At 40.8% G+C, this 13132-nt stretch carries 14 protein-coding genes; all 14 read right to left on the bottom strand.

The genetic code is table 11. From position 1 onward, the window contains the following. Positions 1 to 27 precede the first annotated feature (27 nt). The gene (gene mce, locus ABMB67_RS13175; protein ID WP_354572357.1) at positions 28 to 432 is read right to left on the bottom strand and encodes a methylmalonyl-CoA epimerase; all 405 of its coding nucleotides are present in this window, start codon (positions 430 to 432) and stop codon (positions 28 to 30) included. 43 nt (positions 433 to 475) lie between these two features. Beyond that, a complete protein-coding gene (locus tag ABMB67_RS13170) occupies positions 476 to 1210 on the bottom strand; it encodes an SDR family NAD(P)-dependent oxidoreductase (protein ID WP_354572356.1) in 735 nt (244 codons plus the stop codon). Positions 1211 to 1258: 48 nt separating this feature from the next. After that, on the bottom strand, positions 1259 to 1876 hold the full coding sequence (locus tag ABMB67_RS13165) for a Fe-S-containing hydro-lyase (protein ID WP_354572355.1): 618 nt from the start codon (positions 1874 to 1876) through the stop codon (positions 1259 to 1261). Then, positions 1845 to 2693, bottom strand: coding sequence for a fumarate hydratase (locus ABMB67_RS13160; protein ID WP_354572354.1), 849 nt, complete (start codon positions 2691 to 2693; stop codon positions 1845 to 1847). Before ABMB67_RS13160 ends, ABMB67_RS13165 begins: the two co-directional genes overlap by 32 nt. Before the next feature lie 77 nt (positions 2694 to 2770). Then, positions 2771 to 3469 (bottom strand): GntR family transcriptional regulator, encoded by a 699-nt coding sequence (locus ABMB67_RS13155; RefSeq protein ID WP_354572353.1) that lies wholly within the window; start codon positions 3467 to 3469, stop codon positions 2771 to 2773. A 319-nt stretch (positions 3470 to 3788) separates the two neighbouring features. Further along, entirely contained in the window at positions 3789 to 5186 is a 1398-nt protein-coding gene (gene fumC / locus ABMB67_RS13150) for a class II fumarate hydratase (protein WP_354572352.1), read from the bottom strand. A 59-nt stretch (positions 5187 to 5245) separates the two neighbouring features. Then, positions 5246 to 6442, bottom strand: a complete 1197-nt coding sequence (locus ABMB67_RS13145) for an iron-containing alcohol dehydrogenase family protein (protein WP_354572351.1) — start codon at positions 6440 to 6442, stop codon at positions 5246 to 5248. A 48-nt stretch (positions 6443 to 6490) separates the two neighbouring features. Next, positions 6491 to 7324, bottom strand: a complete 834-nt coding sequence (locus ABMB67_RS13140) for an alpha/beta fold hydrolase (RefSeq protein WP_354572350.1) — start codon at positions 7322 to 7324, stop codon at positions 6491 to 6493. Continuing rightward, the gene (locus tag ABMB67_RS13135) at positions 7321 to 7722 is read right to left on the bottom strand and encodes a hypothetical protein (RefSeq protein ID WP_354572349.1); all 402 of its coding nucleotides are present in this window, start codon (positions 7720 to 7722) and stop codon (positions 7321 to 7323) included. Before ABMB67_RS13135 ends, ABMB67_RS13140 begins: the two co-directional genes overlap by 4 nt. Then, positions 7715 to 8467, bottom strand: a complete 753-nt coding sequence (locus tag ABMB67_RS13130) for an N-acyl homoserine lactonase family protein (protein ID WP_354572348.1) — start codon at positions 8465 to 8467, stop codon at positions 7715 to 7717. The genes ABMB67_RS13135 and ABMB67_RS13130 overlap by 8 nt, the downstream gene beginning before the upstream one ends. Before the next feature lie 38 nt (positions 8468 to 8505). Then, positions 8506 to 9960: an aldehyde dehydrogenase family protein gene (locus ABMB67_RS13125; RefSeq protein ID WP_354572347.1), complete on the bottom strand. Its 1455-nt coding sequence runs from the start codon at positions 9958 to 9960 to the stop codon at positions 8506 to 8508. Between the two features lie 106 nt (positions 9961 to 10066). Further along, positions 10067 to 11380: a TRAP transporter large permease gene (locus tag ABMB67_RS13120; RefSeq protein ID WP_354572346.1), complete on the bottom strand. Its 1314-nt coding sequence runs from the start codon at positions 11378 to 11380 to the stop codon at positions 10067 to 10069. Between the two features lie 30 nt (positions 11381 to 11410). Continuing rightward, on the bottom strand, positions 11411 to 12001 hold the full coding sequence (locus tag ABMB67_RS13115; RefSeq protein WP_354572345.1) for a TRAP transporter small permease: 591 nt from the start codon (positions 11999 to 12001) through the stop codon (positions 11411 to 11413). 96 nt (positions 12002 to 12097) lie between these two features. Next, on the bottom strand, positions 12098 to 13114 hold the full coding sequence (locus ABMB67_RS13110) for a zinc-dependent alcohol dehydrogenase (RefSeq protein ID WP_354572344.1): 1017 nt from the start codon (positions 13112 to 13114) through the stop codon (positions 12098 to 12100). Between the last annotated feature and the right edge of the window lie 18 nt (positions 13115 to 13132).

Below are 13132 nucleotides of genomic sequence, written 5' to 3'. Positions count from 1 at the left end.
TAAATGATAATAGGAGAAAATAACTTGCTACTTAGAAGGTTGGACTAATTCCATAATGACTCCATTAAATTCTTTTTCATTTGCAAAGGCAACTTTTGTATTATGGGCACCCGGCCGTGGAACTCGATCATCCATATTAATTCCTTCCTTCTCCAGCTCCTTAATTGCTCCCTCAATTTCCCCTACTTCCAGAGCAATATGATGGAGACCGCCTCCCGTTTTTTTCAAAAATTCATTAAGTGGTTGATTTTCCTCAAGAGGTTCAACCAATTCGATTTGGGTATCTCCAACTGGAATAAATACTACCCGAACATTAAATTCTTCTACCAGCTCAATTTCCGTTGAATCCAAGCCTAAAGCCCTTTGATAGGGAATAAGCGCTTCCTCAATGTTTTTTACGATAATTGCAATATGGTTGATTTTACTAATCAAACATTCCACCTCATTTTTTGTCTGTCTTTTCAAGAAAACGCAATTATATAAACATGCCACCATCAACTTTAATAATTTCTCCAGTTACAAAGCCTGCATGAGCAATAAGAGAATATGTCAGTTCAGCAACATCTTCAGGAGATGCCACTCTACCTAACGGTGTGCCTTCACTTAAATGCTTAATACTCTCCTCTTTTCCTTCATTCCAGCGAGTGGTCACAATACCAGGAGCAACGCTGTTCACCCGAACCTCCGGCGCCATAACACGAGCAAGAGATTTCGTAACACTATTAGCCGCTGCTTTGGAAGATGCATAAGCAATCGAACTTCCCAACCCCGTCAAGCCAGCGACGGAAGTCACATTAACAATACACCCATGCTGCTGTTTTAAGTAAGGGGCAGCCGCTCTGCAACAATAAAACAGACCCTTTACATTAATGTTCATGACACGATCCCAATATTCGTCTTTCAACCCTTCCAGATCGTCATGCTTCACAAAATTGGTAACTCCTGCATTATTGACTAATACGTCCAGCCGACCGAAGGCTTTAACAGTTTCCTCGACCATTCGTCTTACCATTTCATCATCATCAACAGAAGCTTTACAGACTAGACATTTCACCCCTAAATTTTCAATGTCCTTTTTCGTTTCCTGTGCCTCCTTTTCCGATCTCGAATAGTTAATAACAATGTTGGCGCCCTCTTTAGCCAATCGAAGAGCAATCGCTCTCCCTATCCCGGTACTTGATCCAGTAATTAGAGCTACTTTTCCTTCCAAAACCCTCTCCCCTTTCAGAAATATCGGAATATTAAATCTATTAAAATTTTATTTTTCGCTTTCTTCATGTTTTTTCTGATAGGACTCAACGCCCTGCTCATATAAGTCATTTCCATAGCAGTCATTGATAACAATGACGGGAAAGTCCTTGACAACCAGCTTCCGAATTGCCTCTGGACCTAAATCTTCAAAAGCAATAATGTCCACTGAGGTGATCGCTTTCGATAAAAGAGCTCCCGTGCCACCGATTGCAGCAAAATAAACGGCCTGATAAGTTTGAATTGCCTTTTTTACTTCATCATTTCTATACCCTTTCCCGATCATCCCTTTAAGCCCAAGGCTTAATAAAGCTGGCGTATATTTATCGACACGCCCACTTGTCGTCGGCCCTGCTGAACCAATTATCTGGCCAGCTTTAGCCGGGGTCGGTCCTACATAATAAATGGTCTGTCCATTAATCTGTATCGGAAGGGGCTCGTTATTCTGAATTGCTTCAAATATACGTTTATGAGCGGCATCTCGAGCAGTATATAATGCGCCTGATAAAAGAACCTTATCCCCAGCCCTCAAACCTAAAACTACTTCATCTGTTAATGGAAGCTGAACTATTTTTACACTCACTTGATCACCCCTATCACAAGACCGCTTCTTTATGACGGTTGGCATGGCATTGAATATTAACGGCAACTGGCAGGGAGGCAATATGACAAGGAAAAACTTCAATTTTGACATCAAGTACAGTTGTTACTCCTCCCAACCCTTGTGGCCCAACCCCCAATTCATTGCATTTTTGTATTAATTCTTTTTCGAGAGCCCCAATTCTTTCATCGGAATGACGCTGCCCGACATGACGGAATAATGACTTTTTGGCAATGTAGGTGGATCTTTCGAAACTGCCGCCAATCCCTACCCCAACAACCATTGGGGGACAAGCGTTTGGCCCAGCTTTAGATACCGTTTCAATGACAAAATCCTTGACGCCCTCTAACCCATCAGCCGGGTTCAACATTCTTAACCTGCTCATATTTTCGCTGCCCGCTCCCTTAGCGGAATACTTTATTTTTAGCTGATCTCCGGAAACCATTTCCACATAGATTAGAGCTGGAGTATTATCGCCCGTATTTATTCGGTTCAACGGATCGTTTACCATTGAAAAACGAAGATACCCCTCTCGATAGCCTTTACTGATGCCCTCGTTTATTGCCTCATATAAATCACCGCCAATAATCTGGCACTCGTAGCCGACTTCGATAAAAAACACTCCAACCCCTGTATCCTGGCACATTGGAACCCGTTCTTGTTTTGCAACGTTCGCATTTTCAATTAATTGACTTAACACATGACGACCAACTGTGGAAGTTTCTTGCTTAAGAGACTCATTGAAAACGTCCATCATATCATCACCAAGTTCATAATTAGCATCTTGGCATAACTGAACTACCTTTTCCGTGATTTCTTTCACATGGATTTGACGCATACTCATACTCCAATCCTCTTGAGCCCTATGTTTTTATTAATTCAAGTTAATGAGCATTCTTTTTTGGAAAGAACCTCATAACTTTAGTTGAAATTATCCATTCCTTTTTCCGTTAAATGCAACTCTTCTTCCCCCATATACTTCTTCAAACTCTTTCCAGTTCTTTCAATATGCTTTCGCATTAGTTCCGCAGCTAAGTCACTATCCTTTTTCTCAATAGCATCAAGAATTAAGCGATGTTCCTTATTGGATTTTTCCATTTGCCCATCAAATAAAAACGGGGCGGCATTCGATATTCCATGGCTCAACTGTTCGATGATCGTTCTTAATTTATTCCACTCTAAACCTTTGTAAATTAATCTATGAAACGTTTTATTCCCTTCAATAAAAACTTGCGGATTTGCTGCTTCCTTTTCCATCACATCTAATAACTCTTTCATTTCATTTATTTCTACTTCAGTAAGGTTAGACATACTTTTTCTTATTGCCATTGCTTCAAGGGTTGCTCTCAATGTATAAATTTCATCAATCTCTCCAATTGTTAATTTTTTAACTAGAGCACCCTTATGAGCTTCAAACTCTACTAACCCTTCCGATTCCAGCTGTCGAAGTGCTTCCCGAATCGGCATACGACTTACCCCAAGCTCATTCGCCAGCACATCTTGAACTAGACGTTCCCCCGGTTGAAAATCCCCCCTTAAAATAGCTTCTCTCAATGTTTGGCTTACACGGTCTTGCAATGTCATCCTTTCATGAATAAACAAATTTGTTTTCCGTGTCATAGTGGCCCTCCTTATTTTTTAGCTTATGCTGAAAATCTTTGATCCAGCTTTTATCTATAGTTGGATAGCTTTAAATAATTAGAATTCCATTTATGAGCAATGCACATAAATTATAAATTCCTATATTTAGTATATCTAAAACCGTCAGCTTATACCAAAACATCATTAGCTTTTTCTTCCCTTTCTTTTATAAAAGCTACATTAGCAACGATTTTATGCATCAACATGCGGAGGGCACATGCTGATGCAATTGACATACAAACAAATTTGCCATCCAACTTGTTTTATTTAATGAATAGGATCGTTATCTTTCTGGTGACTAACCGTCAATCGTTGCAGGCTGAATCATTTTAGAAGGGTCGACAATTTCATCAAACTCTTCCTCTGTCAGGATGTTTAAGGCTATAGCAGCTTCTTTTAGACTGAGTCCTTCTTTATGGGCATGTTTGGCAATTTTAGCCGCTTTTTCATAACCAATATGAGGGTTAAGAGCTGTGCCCAGCATTAGAGAATTGCTCAGGTTTCGTTTGATAACTTCGTAGTTAGGTTCAATCCCTACCGCACAATTGTCATTAAAGGAGACCATACTGTCGGCTAACAGTCTTGCAGATTGCAGAAAATTATAGGCGATGACAGGTTTAAATACGTTCACTTGAAAATTTCCTTGACTCGCCGCAATGCCTATTGTCACATCATTTCCCATTACCTGTGTTGCAACCATTGTTAATGCTTCTGCTTGAGTCGGGTTAATTTTGCCTGGCATCATTGAACTGCCTGGTTCATTTGAAGGAATCGTAATTTCGCCGATACCACTTCTCGGCCCGCTCGCCAGCCAACGTACATCATTGGCAATTTTCATTAAATCAGCTGCTAAAGCCTTTAAAGCTCCATGTGAGTATACGACTTCATCATAGCTAGTAAGAGCATGGAATTTATTTTGGGCAGGCTTAAAGTTTTTACCGGTAAATTCATTTATTTTCTTAACAGCTAATTCGGCAAATCCTTCATAAGTGTTTAACCCTGTCCCTACAGCTGTCGCAGCAAATGCAAGTTCCTCCATTTGCTTATAGCTATTTTCAATCATTTGTTCTGTCTTTTCCAACATTCGATGCCAGCCGCTAATCTCCTGACCTAGCGTAAGAGGTACTGCATCCTGCAAATGCGTACGCCCCACTTTTATAATGTCTGAATACTTTTCTGATAGCGAGAACAATGTTGACTTGAATTTTGCTAAAGCTGGCAACACCTGCTCTTCAACAGCCGTTACAGCTGCAATATACATAGCCGTTGGATAATTACAATTTGAGCTTTGGGAGAAATTAACATCGTCATTTGGATGAACGTTACCTTCACTTCCCATTTCCTCTAAAATTTGATTGGCTCTGTTGGCGATAACCTCGTTGATGTTCATATGAGTTTGCGTTCCGCTTCCTGTTTGCCAGACAACAAGGGGGAAGTGACCATTCAAGCTTCCTTCAATAATTTCATCGGATGCTTTCACAATCGCCTTTGCCTTTTCGGTGCTTAAATGACCCATTTCCTCGTTAGCCAAAGCGGCGCTTTTCTTTAAAATTGCAAATGCCTTTATAATCGCCTCGGGCATCCTTTCCTCGCCAATTTTAAAATTTTCCAGGCTTCTCTGGGTTTGAGCCCCCCAAAGTTTTTCAGCCGGAACTTTCATTTCACCAATTGTATCCCGTTCAATTCTGTACGCCATTTTTTATAATCTCCTTTTAATTTAACAGCTTAATTGATCATTTGATTCTATAATTCGGTTTATAGTGCGTTATTTAATAGCTTTTCAAAGTCAGACACCCTAGGAGTTCTTGGGTTTGTCCGGATTAAACGGTCGATTCCGATCGCTTTTTCCGCTATTACTGGCACATCCTTCTCCTTTATTCCTATTTGTGAAAGGCGGGTAGGCAGGCCAATTTCCTCAACTAGATTTAAAACAGCCGTTGACGCTGCTAATACAGCTTCTTGTTTTGGCATTAATGACGTATCAATGCCAAATGCCTTTGCAATATCGATCATTTTGCTCTTTTGGACTGTCGAATTATATTGCATAACATAAGGTAAAAGTAAACCCGTCACTTCGCCATGTGGAGACTTAACGATACCGTTAATTGGATATGCAAGTGCATGAACTGCCCCAGTACCGGAATTAGAAAATGCCATTCCGGCAATTAAACTGGCTAAAAGCATATTACCTCTTGCCTCTAAATTACTGCCTTGATGAACCGCTGTGGTGAGATTGTTCGCAATGAGTTCTATCGCCTTATAGGCCAAACTATCACTTAACGGGCTCGATCCTTGAAAAACCCCTTCGGAATCAAGGTGTGCAAAGGATTTAGTCATATAACTTTCAATAGCGTGCGACAAAGCATCAATTCCAGAGCAAGCGGTCGTATATGGTGGCAGGCCGATTGTCAGCTCTGGATCCAGTAAAGCTACATCCGGGCGTAAATATTCGTCTGATACCCCAAGTTTTATCTTATTTTCTACATCCTGCACGACGGCTACCGTCGTGACCTCGGAGGCGGTTCCAGCTGTAGTTGGAATTGCCACGACAGAAGTTGTCGGGCCAGGAACTGCTTTTTTAGCATAATCGAGGGGGTGCCCTCCATGGGTAAGGAGAAGTGCTGATAATTTCGCTATATCGATGCAACTCCCTCCGCCAAGTCCGATAATACAATCAGGTTCAAACTGTGATTTAGCATATTCTGCACAATCAATTGCCATTTGAGCCGGAGGGTCTGACACCACTTCATCGTAAATAACCGTTTGATAATTCTCTTTTTCAAGTAATGGAACGACCCGGTCCAAAATTCCTGCTTTACGAATTCCCTGATCGGTTACGATAAGCAGCTTTGTTGCATTTAACCGTTGTAACACATTGTTTAATTGTTGTATCGAACCATTTCCGAAGACAATTCTTTCTGTTGAATGAAAATTCCAAGATTGATTTATCATTGTGATTCTCCTTCTATATTAAAGTGTGGGAATTTTAGCTTCTGGAATCTAGTTTGTTTTTGCTGACAACTCTAGTAGGACCGGTTGAAGATATTTCATGAGCAAGTCGGGATTTTCAGTCATAGGAAAGTGTCCTATTTCCTTCATTTCCTTAAAATAAGCCCCGGGGATCTTATCAGCAGTATCTTTAGACATTTCCGGCGTACAAGAATAATCATATTCTCCTGTCAGCATGAAGACAGGACATTTTTTTGTATCAATTTGAGCAACACGGTTAGTCGCATCCCAATCCTCGCTATAAAAATAAATATCCCCATAGTAGATACCCGGAGCTCCTTGGCTGTATATCCACCAGGCCTTCCGCCTCAACTCTTCTGGACTTTGCGGAGCCATAAGACCATACACATTTGTAGCGCACATTTCTCCGCCATGAACTTGTGGATGGAATAAATATTCATTAAACCGTCCTCCAGTCTTGGCAGCCGCCTCTAATGCGATCACTCCCCGGAATTTATCCGGGAACCGGTATGCGAGCTCTAACGTGATACTGCCTCCCATTGAACAACCCATAACAACAGGATGCTCTATGTTTAAAGCGTCAATAAAAGCCATAATCGTTTTGACATATCGATCTGTGTTGAGCAAGTACTGTTCCTTCCACCAACCATTTGGCGGCATCGAACGTCCATGATAAGGCATATCAAATGCAATGACTTGGAAATTCTCCGTTAATTCTTTATCTTTCATAAGGTCATAATATTGTCTCGAATCTGCCCCCGCTGTGTGTAAACACAGCAAGGGGGTTCCATTTCCTGCTTTTTCATAATAGATATCATGTGGCTCATGATTAATTGTGACAGTCACATAATGTCCTTTTATCATATCTTTACGTCTCCTTGTACTTCGCGCGCTATCGTAAATAACCTAGTCAACGAGCGCATATATTGCATAGCCATTAACCGATTACCATTCAGTTCACATTCCGGCAAACGAGTTACCATTCCTAGTAAATCGTTATAAAGCGGGGGAGGGGGTTGTTTAAGGAACTTGTTCCATGCTTCCTGTGTTCCTTCAATACTAAAATCCCAGCTATCATTCCATGTTGGTGATGTAATCGAAAGAATATTTCCTTGTTCAATTTTAAATAAGAAAGATTCGGAACCTACTTTCCATAGGAAGGTGCAATTCATATGCTTTGCAATCCATAAAAACTCTTGATCCTGTTTGACAGCCTGCTGAAATGAGTTGATCCATTCCAAAGACAATGATTGTTTATTCATAGTATTCGTGCTCCAATACCCGCATATCATGGGCGGGGAGAACCTTCGCTCCTAATTTCTCCATCTTTTCAAATGTTCTGAAATAATCTTCCAGACTCCAATGTATCCCTTGAGGAATATGAGCCAATTTATCATTTCCCTCCCAGTTTTCATAGACACCAATCGTATCACTGGCAATTAAATACGGACCATTTTTTGTCTCTACAAGAACTCCCTGCAGGCCCACTGTATGTCCAGGCAAATGAACAAGCTCTATGCCCTCCCTTAACTTACTATCACCATCAACAACCTTCATTCGATCAAATGTCTCCATCCAGCTTGGAATAACGCCAGCGATTTCTGTCTCGTAATACCCTTTCTGAGTAGGGAGTGGGACGACAGCAGCCATGAGCTCTTTTTTCTGGACATAGAAGTGAGCATTTTTGAACTTATTGTTTTGAAAACAATGATCCCAATGCAAATGAGTATTAATAACAATGTTAATTTCATCGGGATGTACTCCATGCTTCTGCAACTGGGCTTCGATCGTTTGTTCAGAGGAACGTTGCAAGCCATGATGATACTGCTTTGCCCACTCCTCATCTGAACCTCCTGTATCTACGAGAATGGGCTCTTCACCTCCCAAAATCAACCATGCCAATATCGGCTGCCTTACTTTCACTCCTGGATTTACTTGATAAAGTAGATTAGAAGTTTCCATCGCTTCAAAAGTCCCAAGGTCAAGGGGGTATATTTTATACGTCATAATTCTCTCCTTTTATTTACTAAATTCTATTGGGGGAACTAAATTAGGTTTACACCAATAAATTTCATTTCTGTCATATCATCCATTGCGTATTTAACTCCTTCCTTACCTAGGCCACTTTTCTTCACTCCTCCATACGGATAATGATCCAGTCGGAACTGAGAAACTTCATTGATCCATACGCCACCTGTTTCTAATTGATCCGCAATTCGCAATCCTTTCGTTACATCCGATGTAAAAACAGCCGCCTGAAGGCCATAGTTTGAATCATTTGCCATCGAAACAACTTCCTCTTCCTTTTCAAAAGGAATCATTACAACAACTGGGCCAAATATTTCCTGGCAAACAACTTTCATATCGGATTTTACGTTTTCGACAATGGTAGGATGGTAGATTGCTCCTTCTCTTTTTCCACCAACTATTATTCTGGCTCCTTCGTTAGACGCTTCTTGAACCCATTGTTCTACTCTCTCCGCTGCGTTTAGTGTGATTAGTGGACCAATATCAGTTTGTTCAGACGCTGGATCACCAACTACTAACTTTTCGACTTTTGGAACAAACAAATCCATAACTTTTTCATAGACGCCTTTTTGCACATAGATACGTTGTGCAGAAATACACGCTTGTCCCGAATACGTGAATGCTCCTCTTAAAATATTTGATACTGCCATTTCCAAATTTGCATCCTCGAAAATAATATTCGGGGCATTTGAACCTAGTTCAAGTGTCACTTTTTTATCTCCGGCCAATTCCTTCAACTTCATCCCTACTGATTCACTCCCCGTAAATGTAACCTTTTTTATATACGGGTGAGTGACAAGTGCTTCACCAATTTCAGCTCCCGCTCCCATAACAATATTCAATGCTCCTTTAGGTAGGCCCGCTCTCTCAAAAAGTGGTGCCAGCATCGCGGTTGATAAAGGTGTTTTTCCTGCCGGTTTTACGACGACTGAACACCCTGTTGCAATAGCCGGAGCAATTTTATGCATTGCTAAATTAAGCGGATAATTAAATGGCGTAATGGCCGCAACAACTCCGACTGGATATCGTTTCACGAATCCAAGCCTGTTTTCCCCTCCAGTTGAGGCATCCATTTTTATAAGCTCCCCGTCATTTGCCTTCGCTTCCGAGGAAGCAAACCTAAGCAATTGAATCGCACGCGATACCTCTCCCCGCGAATCTCTGATCGTTTTTCCGGTTTCTTGTGAAATGGTTGCCGCAAATTCTTCCTTGCTTGCTTCTAACTCATCCGCCGCTTTTCTTAAAATATCCGAACGTTGGTGGGCAGGCATTGATTTCATCGCCTCTTCAAAAGCACGGTGCGAGGAAACAATAGCCGCCTCTAAATCATCTAATGTTGCCATGTTGACAATTCCGATTACCTCATTGTCATAAGGATTCCGGACTTCATTTTGAGCACGGCCACCCTCTGTTATCTCTTTTCCATTAATCCAGGAACCGATATTTTTGACTTTTTCAGCACTTTGCTTCATAAAATGTCTCCACCTTTCTTTCACTCTCTAACTAAATGGCTTTTATATAAAAAATTTTGGATCCAATATTCTATTAAAAATTTAAGTAATCAATGATTACTTATTACTAATCGCTTAAATAAGGCAGCCATGTTGTAATTTCAGGAATAAACAGGATTAGCGCTACAACAGCCATTTCAAGAAGCACAACCGGAATGACTGCGGTATATATTCTTTTTACCGGAACATTGGATGGTAACGCCCCTTTCATCACAAACAAAAGCAAACCAAACGGAGGTGTTATATTTCCTAACCCTAGACAAATTAACATCATGATCGCAAACCAGATCGGGTCATATTCCAACGCTGTAATGACAGGATAGTATAGCGGAATCGTGATCATCATAATCGATATTGGCTCGATGAAAGTTCCCATCATCAAAACAATCAGCAACATGATGATGACTGTAATGATCGGTGCTACATCTGTTCCAACAACAAATTCAACCAGACCCCTTGTAGCTCCTGTATACGATAGAATTTGACTAAATCCAGCGGAAGCAGCGATAATCAACATGATCATTCCACTTACCTTTACCGTTCCTACCAATGCATTTTTTAATACTTTCAAGGAAAGCTTTCTATACACAATCGCCAGTATGAGGGCCCCTAAAACTCCGGTCGATGCAGATTCTGTTGGCGTCACGACTCCAGAGAAGATCAAGCCTAATACGAAAAAGATTAGAGAGGCAATCGGCAGCACATACATAAACAATGCTTTGAATCTTTCGCTCCATTTCGGTTTTTCTACTTCATAGATCGGAGCTAGTTCCGGTTTAACATAACCCATAACCATATAATATACAGCCAATACTATTGCAATTAATATCCCAGGCAAAATACCGGCGATCAGGACATGACCAACGTTAATCCGGGCTGTACTCGCCAATAAGATCGCTACCGTACTTGGTGGGATAATTAGCGCAAGCGTACCTGCCGCCACGATCGGACCAACAATCATCCTTAAATGATATCCACGCTTTTGCATTTCAGGTGCCAATGTTGAGCCGAGCATGGCCGCGTCTGCTACTGCCGAGCCACTCATCGCTGATAGCAACGTTCCTGTACCAATCGATAACAAACTTAGCCTGGCAGGAATTTTACCTAGAAACTTCGAAAAAGCATCTAGTAGTTTCATTACTAAACCGGAATGAAACAAGATTTCACCCATTAAAATAAATAGCGGAACCGGAGTTAGCGTAAACTTCGCTAATGCCTCAAAGGAACTATTAACCAATGTATTGATCCCGGAACTAAAGCCGATAAAGATAATCGCTACTAGTGTGTTGATCGTAAGGAACGCAAAAGCGATCGGAAACCCGAAAAATATTAATGCCATCAACATGAGGAAGAACATTAATATGACAAAGTACCACTCCACATTATTCACTTCCCTTCTCAAAATGCTAGTTTACATTTCAGGCAGCCTATCATCAAAAATATCCTCTCCTAATAAAATCGACTTTAATAGCTCGATAAAAAAACGAATACCTAGCATCAAGAAACCAATAACAATTGGCAGGAACAAAGCGAATTTTGGCCACTGGATTGTATTTAGCATGACTGTATTGTTCAAATAGTAACCCATCGTGATTTCCGCACTGAATATCAACAGTAAAATGCAGATAAAAATTGATACAGTGCATATGATTATTGAGTTTACCCTTAAAAATTTTTTGCTTAAGGCACCAGTGATAATATCTACAATGACATGCCCCTTCTCTTTTAATATCCAAGGCGCAGCCAAAAACACGACATAAACCATGGCATATCCCGAGAAATCCGTTACCCACAAAATGGACCTATTGAACATAACCCTGCTTCCAATTCCAAATAACATACTCGTTAACATGCCTATCAAAGCGATTACAGCAAAGAAAAGAAACACCTTTTCTACTCTATAAAATGCCGAATCGGATTTTCTGACTATTTTCTCGATTTTATCCTTCTTCGATTCGTTCTTCGTTATTTCCATACCATCCCTTTCTTTTGACTTCGCCATCAAAATGTCCACTCTCCTTAATCCAATGTACAAAGAAGGGTGTTCAGTCTGTGAACTCAATTTCGCACCACTTCTTTGTTCATTGAAATGTTTTGCTTACGGGTAAACAGCCATTTTTATAACTTCATTTTTTGGTGAGGTAATGACTTGCATTGCTTCATTTACATCTTCAATTGGTACTTGATGTGTAATAAATCGCTTCATGTCTTCCCCTCTGTCCGACAAAATCTTCAAGGCTAATTCAAAATCAGGTTTTGTGTAAACCATTGAGCCTTTCACTTCGATCTCTCTCTCCTGCAGAAATCCCATATTAAATGGTATCTCAGATGTAAAGATTGTAATCACGACTATTTTCCCACCATATTGAACATATGTTAATGCCTGCTCCACGGCCTCCTTCGAAGTGACCGCTAGAAAAACTACATCGAACCCGTCAGGTACTGTTTCCTCTGTCACTTCTTTTATAGACTGTTTGTTTACGTTAATCGTTTGCAACCCCAAGCTTTGAGCAAAGCCCAATCTAAAGTCATTAATATCAGTACAATAAATGTTCTTAGCACCCTTTGCTTGAGCCGCGACACCCGTTAATAACCCAATCGGACCTGTGCCAACTATAAGTATATTTTCACTCTCTCCAATTTCACTTAACTCTACTGCATGCACCCCAACGGCCAAAGGCTCAGCTAGCAATCCGACCTGATATTCCATTGATGCCGGCAACACATAAACCTTATCAGCCGGGGCAACAAAGAATTCCGCCATCGCTCCCAACCAACCGTTCGTTCCAGCGCTCACCCTAGTTTTACAAAGGTTGTATTCTCCTCTCAAACAATACAAACAAGTGCCGCAACCTTTTAGTGGTTCAACGGTAACACGATCACCTATGCTAATCCCAGTTACCTCGCCCCCTAATTTAGAAACCTCACCCACCACTTCATGCCCTAAAACCATTGGTGGTTTCCGAAAAGGGTGATGACCGTGATAAGCATGTACATCTGACCCACAAATTCCTGCGCAGTTAACTTTAATTAAAATCTCATTGTCCTGGATTTCAGGAATATCAAGATCCTTTACAAGAACTTGTCCAATTTCTGACAAATAAGCAGTCTTCATCTCGTTCACTTCCTTAAT

Origin of the sequence: Halalkalibacter oceani (assembly GCF_040544555.1) — a bacterium.
In the GTDB taxonomy this organism is placed as follows: domain Bacteria; phylum Bacillota; class Bacilli; order Bacillales; family Bacillaceae_D; genus Halalkalibacter; species Halalkalibacter oceani.
The sequence above is the reverse complement of the archived record's forward strand: the minus strand, read 5'-3'. Positions and strand labels throughout refer to the sequence as shown.

What these genes read in the sequence shown, in the direction of transcription:
- ABMB67_RS13110 (WP_354572344.1), bottom strand. Translation starts at nt 13,114, where the DNA reads ATGAAGACTGCTTATTTGTCAGAAATTGGACAAGTTCTTGTAAAGGAT.
- ABMB67_RS13165 (WP_354572355.1), bottom strand. Translation starts at nt 1,876, where the DNA reads ATGCCAACCGTCATAAAGAAGCGGTCTTGTGATAGGGGTGATCAAGTG.
- ABMB67_RS13155 (WP_354572353.1), bottom strand. Translation starts at nt 3,469, where the DNA reads ATGACACGGAAAACAAATTTGTTTATTCATGAAAGGATGACATTGCAA.
- ABMB67_RS13115 (WP_354572345.1), bottom strand. Translation starts at nt 12,001, where the DNA reads ATGGCGAAGTCAAAAGAAAGGGATGGTATGGAAATAACGAAGAACGAA.
- ABMB67_RS13125 (WP_354572347.1), bottom strand. Translation starts at nt 9,960, where the DNA reads ATGAAGCAAAGTGCTGAAAAAGTCAAAAATATCGGTTCCTGGATTAAT.
- ABMB67_RS13160 (WP_354572354.1), bottom strand. Translation starts at nt 2,693, where the DNA reads ATGAGTATGCGTCAAATCCATGTGAAAGAAATCACGGAAAAGGTAGTT.
- ABMB67_RS13140 (WP_354572350.1), bottom strand. Translation starts at nt 7,324, where the DNA reads ATGATAAAAGGACATTATGTGACTGTCACAATTAATCATGAGCCACAT.
- ABMB67_RS13145 (WP_354572351.1), bottom strand. Translation starts at nt 6,442, where the DNA reads ATGATAAATCAATCTTGGAATTTTCATTCAACAGAAAGAATTGTCTTC.
- fumC (WP_354572352.1), bottom strand. Translation starts at nt 5,186, where the DNA reads ATGGCGTACAGAATTGAACGGGATACAATTGGTGAAATGAAAGTTCCG.
- ABMB67_RS13130 (WP_354572348.1), bottom strand. Translation starts at nt 8,467, where the DNA reads ATGACGTATAAAATATACCCCCTTGACCTTGGGACTTTTGAAGCGATG.
- ABMB67_RS13135 (WP_354572349.1), bottom strand. Translation starts at nt 7,722, where the DNA reads ATGAATAAACAATCATTGTCTTTGGAATGGATCAACTCATTTCAGCAG.